Annotated in this window: 15 protein-coding genes; 7 read left to right on the top strand and 8 right to left on the bottom strand. The window is 38.5% G+C overall.

Going from position 1 to position 16,122, the window contains the following annotated elements; genetic code table 11:
• Position 1: 1 nt before the first annotated feature.
• The gene (locus HC176_RS05730; protein WP_167917230.1) at positions 2–913 is read left to right on the top strand and encodes a bifunctional metallophosphatase/5'-nucleotidase; all 912 of its coding nucleotides are present in this window, start codon (positions 2–4) and stop codon (positions 911–913) included.
• Here the strand turns inward: HC176_RS05730 and HC176_RS05725 are convergent.
• The 5 genes from HC176_RS05725 to HC176_RS05705 all read right to left on the bottom strand — a co-directional run bounded on the left by HC176_RS05725 (position 910) and on the right by HC176_RS05705 (position 5,962).
• Entirely contained in the window at positions 910–1,512 is a 603-nt protein-coding gene (locus tag HC176_RS05725) for a hypothetical protein (RefSeq protein ID WP_167917229.1), read from the bottom strand. The genes HC176_RS05730 and HC176_RS05725 overlap by 4 nt on opposite strands.
• A 280-nt stretch (positions 1,513–1,792) precedes the next feature.
• Complete coding sequence (locus HC176_RS05720; protein WP_167917228.1) at positions 1,793–2,371, bottom strand: hypothetical protein; 579 nt, start codon at positions 2,369–2,371, stop codon at positions 1,793–1,795.
• 244 nt (positions 2,372–2,615) lie between these two features.
• A complete protein-coding gene (gene ligA / locus HC176_RS05715; protein WP_167917227.1) occupies positions 2,616–4,619 on the bottom strand; it encodes an NAD-dependent DNA ligase LigA in 2,004 nt (667 codons plus the stop codon).
• Complete coding sequence (gene prmC / locus HC176_RS05710) at positions 4,612–5,466, bottom strand: peptide chain release factor N(5)-glutamine methyltransferase (protein WP_167917226.1); 855 nt, start codon at positions 5,464–5,466, stop codon at positions 4,612–4,614. Before prmC ends, ligA begins: the two co-directional genes overlap by 8 nt.
• Before the next feature lie 4 nt (positions 5,467–5,470).
• Positions 5,471–5,962, bottom strand: a complete 492-nt coding sequence (locus HC176_RS05705; RefSeq protein ID WP_167917225.1) for a GNAT family N-acetyltransferase — start codon at positions 5,960–5,962, stop codon at positions 5,471–5,473.
• A gap of 48 nt (positions 5,963–6,010) precedes the next feature.
• Here HC176_RS05705 and HC176_RS05700 point away from each other — a divergent pair, with 48 nt between their 5' ends.
• From HC176_RS05700 to HC176_RS05685, 4 genes are read left to right on the top strand one after another with little or no spacing between them, the layout of a single operon-like run.
• On the top strand, positions 6,011–6,472 hold the full coding sequence (locus HC176_RS05700; protein WP_167917224.1) for an LEA/WHy family protein: 462 nt from the start codon (positions 6,011–6,013) through the stop codon (positions 6,470–6,472).
• Positions 6,472–7,458, top strand: coding sequence for a bifunctional diaminohydroxyphosphoribosylaminopyrimidine deaminase/5-amino-6-(5-phosphoribosylamino)uracil reductase RibD (ribD, locus tag HC176_RS05695; protein WP_167917223.1), 987 nt, complete (start codon positions 6,472–6,474; stop codon positions 7,456–7,458). The genes HC176_RS05700 and ribD overlap by 1 nt, the downstream gene beginning before the upstream one ends.
• Positions 7,451–8,062, top strand: coding sequence for an HAD family hydrolase (locus tag HC176_RS05690; RefSeq protein WP_167917222.1), 612 nt, complete (start codon positions 7,451–7,453; stop codon positions 8,060–8,062). Before ribD ends, HC176_RS05690 begins: the two co-directional genes overlap by 8 nt.
• A 1-nt stretch (position 8,063) precedes the next feature.
• Positions 8,064–8,675 carry an IMPACT family protein gene (locus HC176_RS05685; protein ID WP_167917309.1) on the top strand — a complete coding sequence of 204 codons (612 nt, stop codon included), beginning with the start codon at positions 8,064–8,066 and terminating at the stop codon, positions 8,673–8,675.
• Between the two features lie 98 nt (positions 8,676–8,773).
• Here HC176_RS05685 and HC176_RS05680 read toward each other — a convergent pair whose 3' ends face one another.
• From HC176_RS05680 to pflB, 3 genes are all read right to left on the bottom strand, one after another.
• Positions 8,774–10,276: a DUF3360 family protein gene (locus tag HC176_RS05680; protein ID WP_167917221.1), complete on the bottom strand. Its 1,503-nt coding sequence runs from the start codon at positions 10,274–10,276 to the stop codon at positions 8,774–8,776.
• Positions 10,277–10,311: 35 nt separating this feature from the next.
• The gene (pflA, locus tag HC176_RS05675; protein WP_209309670.1) at positions 10,312–11,070 is read right to left on the bottom strand and encodes a pyruvate formate-lyase-activating protein; all 759 of its coding nucleotides are present in this window, start codon (positions 11,068–11,070) and stop codon (positions 10,312–10,314) included.
• Positions 11,071–11,143: 73 nt separating this feature from the next.
• Positions 11,144–13,369, bottom strand: coding sequence for a formate C-acetyltransferase (gene pflB, locus HC176_RS05670; protein WP_167917220.1), 2,226 nt, complete (start codon positions 13,367–13,369; stop codon positions 11,144–11,146).
• A gap of 383 nt (positions 13,370–13,752) precedes the next feature.
• Here pflB and HC176_RS05665 point away from each other — a divergent pair, with 383 nt between their 5' ends.
• Together HC176_RS05665 and HC176_RS05660 are read left to right on the top strand one after the other, a co-directional pair.
• Positions 13,753–15,522 carry an AMP-dependent synthetase/ligase gene (locus HC176_RS05665; protein ID WP_167917219.1) on the top strand — a complete coding sequence of 590 codons (1,770 nt, stop codon included), beginning with the start codon at positions 13,753–13,755 and terminating at the stop codon, positions 15,520–15,522.
• 154 nt (positions 15,523–15,676) lie between these two features.
• Positions 15,677–16,120 carry a MarR family winged helix-turn-helix transcriptional regulator gene (locus HC176_RS05660; protein WP_167917218.1) on the top strand — a complete coding sequence of 148 codons (444 nt, stop codon included), beginning with the start codon at positions 15,677–15,679 and terminating at the stop codon, positions 16,118–16,120.
• Positions 16,121–16,122 lie beyond the last annotated feature (2 nt).

Genomic DNA, 16,122 nt, shown 5'->3' with positions numbered 1-16,122 from the left:
AATGAAACGCAGGACATTTATACAACAAGCCACTGCCGGAACGGCATTGGCTACCATTGGCGGTTTGGGACTTCAATCCTTTACTTCTCTAGAAAGCGTAGAGAAAATAACCATACTGCACACCAACGATGTGCATAGCCATATTGATGCCTTTGGCCCTGAAGATGGCCGAAACGCCAACAAAGGCGGTGTGGCTCGACGCGCCAGTTTAATTGATGGCATTAGGAAAGACAACCCCAACACGCTTTTACTCGATGCTGGCGATATCTTTCAAGGCACCCCGTATTTTAATTACTACGGTGGCGAATTGGAGTTTAAATTGATGAGCAAGTTAAAATACGACGCAGCCACCATTGGCAACCACGATTTCGACAATGGCATTGAGGGTTTGTATGCTCAATTGCCACATGCCAAGTTTCAGTTTATTTCGGCTAATTACGATTTTTCGAATACCATTATGGACACACACACCAAACCCTATAAAGTGTTCAAAAAAGGAAATATAAAAATTGGTGTTTTCGGACTTGGCATTGAATTGGAAGGCTTAGTTGATCCTGCGATGTTTAAAGAAACTAAATATCTGGATCCTATCGAAACATCGCAAGAAATGACCCGTATTTTAAAAACCGAAAATCAATGCGATTTAATTATTTGCCTATCTCACTTGGGATATCATTATAAATACGACAAAATTAGCGACTTAAAATTAGCCGAAGCAACCCGAAACATTGACCTTATTATTGGGGGGCACACACACACCTTTCTTTCAAAACCAACGGTGGTAAAAAATATAGACGGAAAAAATATGCTGGTGAACCAAGTGGGCTGCTATGGCATCAACCTTGGGAAAATCGATTTTTATTTTGACAACGTAAAAAACAAATCGGCCAACGGCACCTCCATTATTGTTTAAGTGAATACAATTTCAGAATAAAACACTTCGCAATCTTCAATCGGTTTCTGGGGTTTTATTTTATTTTCAGTCCATAGGAATTTGAATATAAAGTAAAGTCCACTTACATAAAATATGCTGCTCAGCAATTCAAAAATGAAATCGTACAAATAAAATGTTGATACGTAATTTACCGCCAAAGCAAACCCAAAACACAAAATAGCCACCAAAAAACGAATGGCCGAATGACTTTGGGTATTCAAATACATACCAAAAGATAAAACGCCCAAAACCAATAAACTCAGCGCTTGAAAAACAAACACATAAAACTCAACATCATTCAAAACAAGAGCTCTAAATACACGGCTAATTTCAAGCAGAAAACACAAACCTATCATAAACATGGCCAACAAATAAACCACCAGCCATGTATTTCTATTTTCCAATTGCATTTTAAATTGAGGTACCAAATTAAAAATCAAACTCACTAAGGCCAGCAAATACAACATGTTTGAAATACCAACATAATTAGCTTCAAAAAAAATGACTAAAAAAGCATTTCCTAAAAAAGTAAACAATAGAAAAGAAATAATGGGCAGCCCCAGTTGTTTTCTCTTCAAAAAATAAAATCCAAAAAACAATGGAATGGAAGAAATCAAAACCAACCTTAAAACGAGAAGGTTTTTAGTAAAATAAGTACTGCCAATTACTAGCACCATCAACAAAAATAGTGTAACAAGCAAGTTGCCGGAAAGAATCTGACACCATCTTTTCATAATCAAAACATAAGTAGGTTGCTACAAATGTACAGATTAAAACCGGGTTAATCGAACAAAAAAGCATTTTATCGATTAAAACCGAAATAAAAAAAACCACTTATCGATAAACTATGAAGCAAAACTAATTTTCAATTACCTTGAAATGTTTGTGCTGATTACCAATATTTTTGAATTTTGATTGTTGGTAGTAGAAATAAAAAGCTATTAAAGTGAATGTAGTTGATAAAAAATTCAATATGCTCATCTCTTTAACATAAATATGAGCGACCACCATTACTTCTGAGAACACAATAAACAAAGAACCTAAAAACAGGTAAAGCGCTTTTCTATTGTCTCTATATAAGTAATTAAGCAAAGATACTGGGAGCAATAGCACTAATATAATATTATAAATTAACTCAAAATAATAATCGCTTTTATACATCAAACCATCACCAATAATACCCTGCAAAACATAAACTAAATAAATACTAAGTGCGATAAGCACCACAATATGGATTTTAAAATGTCTTATCACATGGTTTGGGTTAATTGATTTACTAATCTTTATAATGAGACACAAATACGACAGTAGGTATAACAAGTTGCAGAAGTAATATTCAAAATCATATAAGCTTTGGGATTCATCATGAGGCAGATTGCTGGTTAAAAGCCCCAACAACTCTGAAAGTGAGTACAAAACAAGAAATAATAAGAACATTTTATTCTTTTTATTCACAAAAAACAAATATATTAAAGTTACAGAAGGCACTATTAAGGAATGAAGATAAAATGCAATGTCTACATACCCACTAAATTCAAAAATAATGAATAGCATATAGCATATTAATACAAAACCCATAAAGACTTTTGACTTAGACATGAGAGACGTTTTTATCTGGCACGCAAATATATACAAATAATTTGTTTTTAAACGAAAAAAACACGCTTTTTATCGATTTTTTTTAATTTTTATCAATTTTTTGTAAGAATTCATATTCGTTAACCATTTCAATATTGAGTGCTTTTGCTTTATCTTTTTTGCTCGGCCCCATATTATCTCCAGCAACAATGTAACTGGTTTTTGAGGAAATGGAACTGCTTACCTTGCCTCCGTTATCTTCAATCAGCTTTTTCAATTCATTCCTGGAAATAGATTCGAAAACCCCAGAAACTACAATCGTTTGCCCCTTTAAAACATTCGTTTTTCCTTCCAACTCCTCGGCCGAAATTTCCAATTCAACCCCAAACCGCTTGAGCCTTTCAATTATTTTTATGTTTTCTTCAGAAGAAAAGAACGTCTGCACACTTTCAGCAATTTTAATGCCAATTTCATCGATATTAACCAATTCGTCTTGCGTAGCTTCAACAATGGCATCGATACTTTTATAGTGCTTGGCCAACTTTTTGGCTACCGTCTCTCCAACATAGCGTATACCCAAGGCATACAAAACACGTTCAAAAGGTATTTTTTTCGATTCTTCAATACCATTTACGATGTTTTCGGCACTTTTTTCAGCCATCCGCTCCAAAGGAATGATCTGTTCTGCAGTCAGTTCATACAAATCGGAATAATTTGCAATCAACCCCGCATTGACCAAAAGCGCAACGGTTTCGCCTCCCAAACCTTCAATATCCATGGCTTTTCTGGAAATGTAATGCTGAATCCTGCCAATAATTTGTGGTTTACAGCCATTGTAGTTAGGGCAATAATGCTGAGCCTCACCTTCCTGCCTAATTAACTCTGAGCCACATTCGGGGCAGTGTTCAATATATTTTGTGGGTTGTGAATCGGAGGAACGCTTCAACAAGTCGACACCCAAAATTTTAGGAATAATCTCGCCGCCCTTTTCAACGTAAACTTCATCGCCCACCCTGATGTCCAGTTTTTCAATTTGGTCAGCATTGTGCAAAGACGCCCGTTTTACTGTAGTACCAGCCAACTCAACAGGCTCTAAATTGGCGACTGGTGTAATGGCTCCCGTTCTCCCTACTTGATAAGTAATACTATTTAATCGCGTAGATACTTGCTCTGCCTTGAATTTATAAGCCATGGCCCAACGTGGTGCTTTAGCAGTGTACCCCAACTCATCTTGGTGGTGCAAACTGTTTACTTTTACCACCACTCCATCGGTTTCGTATGGCAAATTGTGCCGATGACTATCCCAATACTCAATAAACTCCAAAACCTCGTCAATTGATTTTGCTAACTTTGCCGCATCGGGCACCTTAAAGCCCCATCTTCTAGCTTTCTCTAAACCTTCAAACTGGGTTTTAATACCCAAATTGTTTCCGGTTAGATTATAAAGCAAACATTCCAACGGTCGTTTGGCCACTTCTGCACTGTCCTGCAATTTCAAACTACCTGATGCTGTATTTCTTGGATTTCTATAAGGCTCTTCGCCATTTTTGATGCGTTCCTCATTCATTTTATTGAAGCCTTCAAATGGCAGTACAATTTCACCCCGAATATCGAATTTATTAGGAAAATCTTCCTTTAATTGCAAGGGGACCGATTTAATGGTTTTTACATTGGCCGTAACATTATCCCCCTGAAAACCATCGCCTCGGGTTACTGCTTTTACCAGCTTGCCGTTTTCATAGGTTAAACTAATGGAGGCGCCATCATATTTTAGTTCGCAAGTATATTGAATATCGCCATCAACCAATTTCTTTATACGCTTTTCCCAATCTTGCAAATCTTCTTTTGAATAGGAATTATCCAAAGAATACATGCGGTTTTCATGCACAATGGTCTCGAAGTTTTTCGTCACCTCACCACCCACACGTTGCGTGGGCGAATTCGCATCGAAAAACTCAGGGTGAGCTTCCTCCAGTTTCTGAAGTTCCTTCAGCTTCACATCAAACTCGAAATCTGATATGGTAGCATTATCCAGTACATAATAGTTGTAATTATGCTCTCTTAATTCGTTTCTTAAGGCTTCAATGCGCTGTTTTATATCATCCATTGGTTTTTTCGGCTTTTATCATCCTATCTTTTTTAAAGATATCCTGTTTCAATTCTATGTTTTCAAAATTCTTGTTTCTCAATAAATCAATCATCGCATTACCTAAAAATTCATTGATTTCAAAAAACAACAATCCGTTATCTTTTAAATTATTTATGGCAAAATTGGTTATGGCTTTGTAAAATAACAGTGGTTCATCATCTTTTACAAAAAGTGCCAAATGCGGTTCGTTATCCAAAACGTTCGGTTTCATAAACTGTTTTTCCTTTTCGCGAACATACGGCGGATTCGAAACAATAATATCAAACTTTATCTCTTCACTTAATCTTTTCAAGGTTAAAATATTGGCCTCCTCAAAATAGACGTTAACCCCGTTCAATTGGGCGTTTTTTTTAGCCATGCTGAGTGCCTCAGGGCTAACATCTATAGCAAAAACCTTGGCTTGCGGCAAGTGTTTGGCCAACGAAATGGCAATACAACCGCTACCCGTGCCCACATCCAAAATATCAATTACCGTGTTGGGTTTTGCTTTTCTTAACACCCACTCTACCAGTTCTTCTGTTTCTGGCCGTGGAATAAGCACCCCATCATCCACCTTAAAGGTCATCCCAAAAAATTCGGTTTCACCTGTAATGTATTGGAGCGGCCTTTCTTTTTTTAGTTCGCCTAAGGCTTTTAAGATTTTATTGGAATTGGTGAGCGCTAAATCGGGGTTTGTGGCCAACTGAATACGCTTTAACCCGTAATAGGTTTCGGCCAAAATATTGAAGAAACTATCAATTTCTTCGGCAGGGTACACCATACCCAACTCCTCCTGAAATTTATGTTTTATGGCCTTTAACTTCATTTAATCATAACGTTTTTGTCATCCACACGCCGCAGGAATAGTGCCCCGTATTGCCCAAAGCACTTTTTAAATGTTTGAAACCGTAACTCTCGTAAATATGGATGGCGGCTTTTAACTGCGGAGCCGACTCTATATAACAGGTTTTATACCCCATTTTTTTTGCAACCTCTATACACTTTTCGAAAAGGATTTTCCCGTAGCCCTTACCTCTAACTTTGGGCGAAAAATACATTTTCTGGATTTCACACACGTCTTTTTCGTGGTCTCTTAATGGCTTTATTCCGCCGCCGCCCAACACCTCGCCTTCAGCTTCAACCACATAGTAAACTTCGTTTTCTTTTTGGTAAGCCTCAAACATTTGTGAGGTTTCGGGATCGGTATACGCCGTACCTTCCAACGGAATTTTAAACTCATGGAAACAAGCCCTTATAACCTGCTCGATTTCCTGGTTATCATCAGGTTCAATTTCTCGAATAACTATAGTATCTTTACCCATTATTACGGCACTCGTTTTAAAGAGTGAAGATACACTAAATCCTAAAAAATGGCCGTTAAAAAACTGATAATCTTATTAACAATAGGCGTTCTGCAACTCGCCTGTACCGTTACCGAAAAACCACAATTTATTGGTGTAGAACATATTGAAATCATTGAGTCAACGCCTAAATTTATAACCTTTGCGGCGCAAGCCCGTTTTTTAAACCCGAATGATATTGGCGGTGAATTACAAACCGACGAAATAAAGGTTTATATAAACAACAATGAAATGGCCAGCGTTTCCACCGAGAATTTTGAAGTCCCAGCAAAAAAGGAATTCAGTATCCCATTGAAAACGCATGTCCCCACCAATAGTATATTCAGCAATAAAAATCTTGGCGGATTAATTGGAAGTCTATTTAGCAAACAGGTGAAAGTGCAGTACAAAGGAGACATTAAGTATAAGGTTTTTGGGTTTTCGCACACCTACACCGTTGATGTTACCGAAAACGTAAAAATTAAATATTAATGGACCAAACACACGAAACCTACATAAAACGCTGTATTGAAATTGCCAAAAACGGACTGGGCAACACCCGCCCCAACCCCATGGTAGGCAGCGTTATAGTACACAACAACAGTATTATTGGCGAAGGTTTTACCAGTGCTTACGGTGGCAACCATGCCGAAGTGAACGCCATTAATTCGGTAAAAAACAAAGATTTATTAAAAGAGGCCACCATTTACGTTACCCTGGAGCCTTGTTCGCACTACGGAAAAACGCCGCCGTGCAGCGACTTAATCATCAAAAACGAAATCCCGAATGTGGTTATTGGCTGTATTGACGACAACGAGCAAGTGGCGGGAAAAGGCATTGCCAAGCTGAAGCAAGCCGGATGCCAAGTAACCGTTGGCGTTTTGGAACAGGCTTGCAAAACGCACCACAAGCGTTTTTTTACCTTTCATAATAAAAAACGGCCGTACATTATTTTGAAATGGGCCGAAAGCAGCGACGGCTTTATAGCCCCATTAACCAAAGATGAGCAAAAACCGGTTTGGATCACCAATGTATTTTCGCGTCAATTGGTACACAAATGGCGCGCCGAAGAACAGGCTATTTTAGTTGGTGCTAATACCGTTTTGCAGGATAACCCCAGCTTAACAGTCCGCGATTGGACGGGGCAAAATCCTATTCGAATAGTTTTGGATAAAACGGAGTCTCTCCCTCAAAAACTGAGCGTTTTTAACGAAGAAGCTGAAACCATTTTACTAAAAGAAACTTCCGCTAAATCTATTTGCGAAGCTCTTTTTAAAGCCAATATCAATTCGGTAATTATTGAAGGTGGAACCAAAACACTTCAAAAGTTTATTGACGAAAATGTTTGGGACGAGGCACGTGTATTCATAGGAAACAACACTTTTGGCGACGGTACAAAAACGCCATTTTTTTCGGGCACACTAATTTCAGAGGAAAACATATTAAACGATACCTTAAAAATATACCATAATGATTAAAGCACTTGTTTTCGATTTTGGAAACGTTTTTATCAATTTAGACATTGAAGGCGCACAGAAATTGGCCTTGGAAAAATTTAGCATGGAAAACCTTTCGGAAGACATTTTAGCTTTCAACAGCCTTTACGAACAAGGATTGATGAGCACCGAAGAATTTCTAGCGTCTTACCAAGAAAATTTTCCTCAATATTCAAATGAAGATTTGAAATATATTTGGAATTTTATGCTGAAAGATTTTCCGAAGCACCGACTCGATTTCATCAAAAAACTTAAAGATGACGGCCAATTTCAACTTATTTTATTGAGCAACACCAACGATTTACACATCAGTTGGATAAAGGAAAACGTTTCATTTTTTAATGAATTTAAAGATTGTTTTGATGCGTTTTACCTATCGCACGAAATTAATCTTGTGAAACCCAATCCCAATATTTTTGAGTTTGTTTTAAAAGAAAACCAGCTTGAGCCCAACCAATGCTTGTTTATTGACGATAACCAAAGTAACATTGAAAGTGCGAATAATTTAGGTTTTAACACTTGGCACATCAACCCTAAAACCGACGATGTTACCACCCTATTCGAAACCCAAAAGCATTTGTTTTAATTTGGAAGAAAACGACACGTATAAAACCATAAAAACTGCGCCCGAACCCGTTCTGTTTAAAGATAAAAACAGTAAATTTTTCGGGTATGCCTTTCCCGTTTTAAACGAAGACGACATAAAAGCCCACTTGGAGGCTGTAAAAAAAGAACACCATTCGGCTCGTCATTGGTGCTATGCTTACCAATTGGGCACCGAAACTATTTCCTATCGTGCCAACGACGACGGCGAACCAAGCAACTCGGCCGGAATGCCCATTTACGGGCAGATACAATCGTTTGGGGTTACCAACGTTTTAATTGTTGTGGTTCGGTATTTTGGTGGGGTAAAATTAGGTGTTGGCGGACTTATAAATGCGTACCGCACCACGGCACAATTGGCCTTGGATGCTTCCAACGTGGTAACCAAAACCATCAATATTCAATATGCCATTTCATTTGGGTACAAAAATATGAATACCGTAATGCGGGTTATTAAAGAACACCAACTTAAAATCGTAGACCAAACCATGGAGCTGGATTGCGAAATTATTATTTCCGTTAGAAAGAAAATTTCCCAAAATATATTTGATATTTTCAACCACTTGTTTGAAGTTGAGATAAATTCCATAGACTAGAATAATAACAAGAAAAAAGCCCCATACCGAACACTTCGATTGAGGCTTGTCAAACTAAAACAGCTTTATGAAAAACTCAAATAAAAAACTTTAAAATGCTACAAAAAGGCCTGTATTCCATAGCTTCCCCTAAACATTCCCACGGTTAAAATTGCCGATATACATATTAGCAAAATACTTAAAGGTATCACCAATTTATCCACTACAGAAAGCTTAGCTGCCCTTTCTTTATCTCCTATCAATCCGTTGTTATCTAAAAACATGGCTAATGCCCACGCCAAAACAGGATTGGAAATCATAGCCGTAAAAACACATATCCCTGCTGCTTGTGCACAAGCGCTTTTTTTCACCATTTGAATGCCCGCTTCAATCATGGGCAAAAATACCCCCACAAGAAGCGCTATACATCTAACAGGTGGCCAAACAGCAACATCCATTGGACTTCCCAAAACAGCAACCGCCAAAACCATCAACCCCAAAAAAATAGCACCTCCAGGAATGGGGCGTTTAGCTATCGCCGCCGGAATCATGTATGTTCCCCATGAAGATGTAATATTACCTCCACCAACGGCCGTCCCCACCATTTGCCGCAGTGAACACATAGTCATGGTATCATCTACATCCATTAAAACCTTATCTGTGTGTTTTGGATAATTCATTTCCTGAAAAATGCGATGCCCCAAAAAATCTGGGGACCACATGGCAACCGCCAAAATTGCAAAAGGCAAAGACGCTATAAAATGCTGTGTATTTGGCAAACCGAGCATCCAGCCTTCTTCTGTGCTACCCCACCAATGTACTGGGTTTAAATTAGGCAAGCCCATTTCGGTTGTAAACTGAAGGTCGAAACCAGCGCCACCCAGCAAAGCTATACCCAAAGCTGTTATGGCACATGCTGGAATAGCCAACCAACGTTTATCAATTCTTGCTAAAAAACTATACACTACCACCGTAACGCCCAAAATTATTAGTCCCAAAAATCCCATTGACCCCAAAGCAACTTCCGAAGACTCTAAACCCATTCCCCAACTTTGCACAGCCGTTATTTGACTAAGTGCACCGGTAAATCCTAAAAAAATAAGCAATCCACCCGCTACACCCTTACTCGTTAAATTAACCAATCGAGACCCTCCTTTAAAAACACTAAGCAAAAGCCCTAACACCCCAATAAGGATTGCTAATGCCAAAGGGTGCGCACCCGCCACGGCAATACTTGCAATAAGAGGAATCATAGGGCCATGGTTACCTGCCAAGTTAGCCCGGGGATTAAGAAAACCTGATGCTAAAACCACAAATAGAATAGCGGGTATAAGCATTTCTACACGAGACACTTCAATGGCAAATTCTTTACCCAGTGTAATGTGGTCCCAAGCTTCGCTTAGCCCATTAGCCCAAGCCATCATTACTGAAGAATACATGGCTATAATACCTAGTGTACCAGCAAGTGCCGGAACCAAATCTTCCCACTCAAACCTAAAATCTCTTCCAGGCAGATTCAACCTGAACCTTCTGGGTTTCATGATTTGCAATTCGTGGTTTAAATAATCTGATCTATTTTTAAAGGCTGAAGCCGGTTTATGAAGTTCTTTGTAGGTTTTCATTGATTCATTTTTTGGTTGCAGAAGTAATAACGGACTTAATTTACTTTCACTTCCCTGAAATAGTTTTTTAAGATTTCTGCCGCAGCATCAATTTCCTCTTTGGTGTTCTCTCTGGCATCTTTTAATTCGTAATTCCATCCAAGGGTTTCCCATTTATGGATGCCCAATTTATGGTAAGGCTGAATCTCAATCTTTTCAATGGTTTTATAGTCTTTAAAGCGGTCGCCCAACTGATGAAGCAACTCGGGTTTATTGGTTATCCCAGGAATGAGCACGTAGCGCAACCACATTTTTTTTCCTGAAGCTTCTCTGTGCTTGGCAAACTCAAAACTGGTTTCTTTGTTTTTCTGCCCTACCAAAAATTGATAGCCCTGCTCTGTAACGTGTTTAATATCGAGCATCACCAAATCGGCGTAATTATCCAATAAATCTTCAGTAAAATGGTTTAAAATCCTGCCATTGGTATCGATATTGGTATGGATACCTTCCGCCTTTAAGCGTTTAAAAAAAGTCAGTAGCGCTTTGGATTGCAGCAGCGGCTCACCACCAGATACGGTTACCCCGCCTCTTTTACCGAAATAAGATTTCAAATTGATAGCCTTTTGCACCAATTCATCAATATGCATTTCTTTTCCTCCGCATTTATCGATGGTATCGGGATTGTGGCAATACAGGCATTTTAGATTGCAACCTTGCATAAACACCACCATTCTTATTCCCGGACCATCGTGCGTGCCAAAGGACTCTATCGAGTGAATTCTTAATATGTTTTCTTTTGATTTGATAATGTTCAACTTTAAAAAATGCGCCTGAAAAACAAATCACCACAATTTGTTTTTCAGACACATGAAAAACACTAAATATAAACTAGATGGATTCGTGAAACGATCTTGTTATAACTTCCATTTGCTGTTCTCTGGTAAGCCTCACAAAGTTTACGGCATAGCCAGACACACGAATGGTTAACTGCGGATATTGCTCGGGACGCTCCATGGCATCGAGCAAGGTTTCCTTATCCAACACATTTACGTTGACATGCTGGGCTTTTCTTGAAAAATAACCATCTAAAATAGTTGCTAAATTCTCTATGCGCTCCTCACTATCGGCTCCTAAGGATTTAGGCACAATAGAGAAGGTGTTTGAAATACCATCTTGAGAATCTTCATAATTAATTTTTGCAACTGAGTTTAAAGATGCAATGGCTCCGTGCGAATCCCTTCCATGCATAGGGTTGGCTCCAGGCGCAAATGGAACGCCTTTTTCCCTACCATCTGGAGTAGCTCCAGTTTTTTTTCCGTACACCACATTGGACGTAATAGTTAATACAGACAAGGTTGGATCTGCATCTTTATAAACTGGTAGTTTTTTAAGTTCTTTATTAAAATCCGCTACTGCCTTTGCAGCTAAAGCATCCACACGGTCGTTGTCGTTACCATAGCACGGGAATTCACCTTCTATTTTGAAATCGACCGTTAAGCCTTCTTCATTCCTTATCGGTTTTACTTTGGCATATTTAATCGCGGACAACGAATCTGCTACAATTGACAATCCTGCTATCCCGTAAGCAATATTAATACTTGGGTTGGTATCTATTAATGCCATTTGAGCTTTTTCATAATAGTATTTGTCGTGCATGTAATGGATAATGTTCATAGAATCGTTGTACACACGAGCAACCTCTTTCATGGCGATTTTAAAATTGGCCATTACCTTATCGAAGTCTAAATATTCGCAATCACAAGGCTCAATACCATCAACCATTTGGGTGCCCGTAATTTCACATCGTCCACCATTAATGGCAAGCAATAAGGTTTTAGCCAAATTAGTTCGGGCTCCAAAAAACTGGATGGATTTACCAAGGGCTTGATAAGATACACAACACGCAATACCGTAATCATCACAACCTCTAATGGTGCGCATTAACTCATCGTTCTCAAACTGTATGGATGAAGTATCAATGGCTACTTTGGCACAGTATTTTTTAAAGTTTTTTGGTAAGTTCTTAGACCAAAGCACCGTCATATTGGGTTCGGGTGAAGCGCCAAGATTGTAAAGTGTATTTAAGAAACGGAAAGAAGTTTTGGTTACTTTGGTTCGACCGTCTTCGAACATACCGCCAATAGCTTCTGTTACCCAAGTTGGGTCGCCAGCAAAAATTTCATCGTAAGCTCCCATTCTAAGGTGGCGCACCATACGCAATTTCATTACAAACTGGTCGATATACTCTTGAGCTTCGGTTTCGGTTATTAAGCCATCCTCCAAATCATTTTCAATATAAATATCTAAGAATGTTGACACGTTTCCTAAAGACATAGCTGCTCCATCTTGTTCTTTTACCGCTGCTAAGTATGCCATATAAGTCCACTGTACTGCTTCTTTGGAATTTTCCGCCGGACGACGTAAATCCAAGTCATATTTGGCTCCGAGCTCAATCATTTCTTTTAATGCCGCGATTTGATCTGACACCTCTTCGCGCAAACGAATAACCGCATCGGTCATGGGGCCGCTAATGTTAGCCAAATCAGTTTTTTTTGAGGCAATTAAAAAGTCAATTCCATAAAGCGCTATACGACGGTAATCGCCAATAATTCTGCCTCGGGCGTAATTATCGGGAAGCCCAGTTAGGAAGCCAAGGGAACGGAATTTTTTAATCTCATCATTATAAGCTGAAAAAACACCGTCGTTATGCGTTTTTACGTATTTTGAAAAAAGTTCGGTTAAATTATCATTAGGTTTTACACCTTGTTCTGCCAAAGCTTTTTGCACGACTTTAAATCCGCCGAAAGGCTTCATGGTTCGTTTTAACAGCTCATCGGTCTGCAATCCAACAATTACTTCATTTTCTTTATCGATATATCCAGCATCAAAAGCACTAATGGTAGAAATTATATTCGTATCCAATGCGCGCACGCCATTATTTTGACGTTCTTCTTTTGTTGCCGCTTTACATATATCCCATAATCTTTGGGTTTTCACACTAGGGCCAACTAAAAAATCATCGGTTCCATGGTAAGGCTCTACATTTTTTACAACAAAATCCCTTACATCAATTTTATCAATCCAAGTTCCTGGTTCAAATTGCTTTACTTCCATCTTTAAATTTGTTTAATACTTTTAACAATCAGTAATAATTTTGATGTAAAATTAACCAGCAATACGCTTAAAAAAGATGACAAATATCAGTAAACCAGAAATCTGGACAACCGGATCAATTTTTTGATTTACGAAAACGTTTTAAAACCAAAAACCGGCACAAATAACTATTTAAATATTTAACACTAAAAAAACAAAAACCACGCACCCCCTCAACAAGCACAGAATAATTCTTTAAAATACTGACGTTTATTTGATTTTATTATAAAATCAAATACCATTAACCTACAATATCATAATCTGATCCACTTTTTTTGATTAATGCCCTATTTGAAAATCACATTTAATTTCATACTTTGCATTATCACTTGAGCTAAACAAGCATGAAAGACGTTACCAGACTTTTTGATTTTCCGTATTACCAACTGGAAAACCACCCCATAGAAGCCGCGATGGTTACTAAATACAACGGCGAGTGGGTAAAAACTTCTACCCAAGAGTATATAGATAAAGCCAATGCCATTAGTCGAGCACTGCTAAAACTAGGCATCAATAAAGACGACAAAATTGCCGTTATTTCAACAACTAACCGCACCGAATGGAATATTATGGATATTGGCGTACTGCAATTGGGCGCACAAAACATTCCTATTTACCCAACTATAAGTGCCGAAGATTACGAATACATATTAAACCATAGCGAATCTATTTATTGTTTTGTTTCAGACGAAGAGGTTTTTGAAAAAGTCAATAAAATAAAAGCCAAAACAAAACTAAAAGCGGTTTATTCTTTCGATCAAATTGAAGGTTGCCCGAACTATTCAGAGCTATTCGAACTCGGTAAAGATAAGAGCAACCAAAGTGAAGTTGAAGATAGAAAAGCCAATGTAAAACCTAGCGACTTAGCTACTATAATATATACCTCTGGCACCACAGGAAAACCCAAAGGGGTTATGCTTTCGCACAATAATATTGTATCGAACGTTCTCGGCGCCCGAAAGCGATTTCCGTTAACCTATGGAGACAGGGCACTGAGCTTCTTGCCTATATGCCATATTTTTGAGCGCGTGTTCACCTATTTATACCAATATGTAAGCATTGAAACCTATTTTGCCGAGGCCATCGATAAAATTGGAGACAACGCCAAAGAAATAAAGCCGCACACCATGACGGTTGTGCCCAGGCTCATTGAAAAGGTATACGATAAAATTATGGCTAAAGGCACAGATTTAACGGGTATAAAAAAACAACTATTCTTTTGGGCCGTTGAAGTAGGCGCCAACTACAAACCCTACAACCAAAATGGTTTTTGGTACGGATTAAAATTAGATATTGCCAGAAAACTCATTTTTAGTAAATGGCAAGAGGCCCTTGGCGGAAACATTGTTTTCTTGGCCTCCGGAAGTGCCGCTCTCCAACCCCGTTTGGGCAAAATATTTGGTGCCGCAGACATGCCCATAATGGAATGTTATGGATTAACCGAAACGTCGCCAGGCGTATCGGCCAGCGATAAAAGAAACGGAAACTGGAAAATTGGTCACGTTGGAAAAGTGATTGATGGCGTGGAAGTTAAAATCGCCGAAGATGGAGAGATTTTAGTAAAAGGCCCCAACGTGATGATGGGCTACTACAAAGACCCCGAAAAAACAGCCAGTGTGATGACGGGCGACTATTTCCACACTGGAGATAAAGGTGAAATTGATACCGATGGCTTCCTAAAAATTACGGGACGGAAAAAGGAAATGTTCAAAACCTCCGGCGGAAAATACATTATCCCTACACTACTTGAAAACGAATTGAAACAGTCGCGTTTTATTGAACAAATTATGGTTATCGGTGAAGGCGAAAAAATGCCAGCTGCGTTAATCCAACCCAATTTTGAATTTATACAAGAATGGATCCAACAAAAAGGGCTTGATATTGGAAAATCTGAAACAGAAATTTCCAGTTCCATAGTGGTACAGGAAAGAATTCAAAAAGAAATTGACCAATGCAACGCAAAATTTGGCAAATGGGAACAAATTAAAAAGTTCGAACTGACCCCAGAAATATGGTCGATTGAAAGCGGACACCTTACGCCTACCATGAAAATGAAACGCGATGTCATCAAAAGGAAATACAACAAACTGATTGAAAAAATTTACCGCTCATAGTCCAAACCAGAGCTAAAAAAACCCAACATCAATCGCTATAAATTTTAACTAAAATATTATGCGTGCATAATATTTTTTTTTATCTTTGGAGGAGAACAAACATAAACCAAAACTGCACAAGCTGCAACTCCAAACATAATAATTAAATTAATAGATGAAAGATAAGACCATCGACTATGTGTTGCGAACCACATGGCTAAGTGTTCAAAAGATGTACAACGAAGAAGCCGCAAAATTTGAAAGCACGATGGCTACAGGCTTTACATTATTAAGCATAGATCCCGAAAAAGGCACCCCCTCAACAGCTTTAGGACCTAAAATGGGCATGGAAGCCACCAGTTTATCTAGAATTTTAAAAACCATGGAAAAAAGGGGCCTTATTGAGCGGCACCCAAATCCAGAAGATGGTCGTGGTGTAATTATAAGTCTCACTGAATTTGGTCGCGAAAAGCGGGCGCAATCGCGGGAAAAAGTATTAACCTTTAACGAAGTGATTCGAGCTAATATTTCCGAGGAAAAAATCAACCATTTTTATGAGGTGGCCGAGGTCATTAACGAAATGGTATGCAATAAAAAAATATACAACCAAAACGATTAGTC

This window comes from Tamlana crocina, assembly GCF_012037625.1.
Note: the sequence above shows the minus strand (reverse complement) of the source record. Positions and strands in the feature narration are given on the sequence as shown.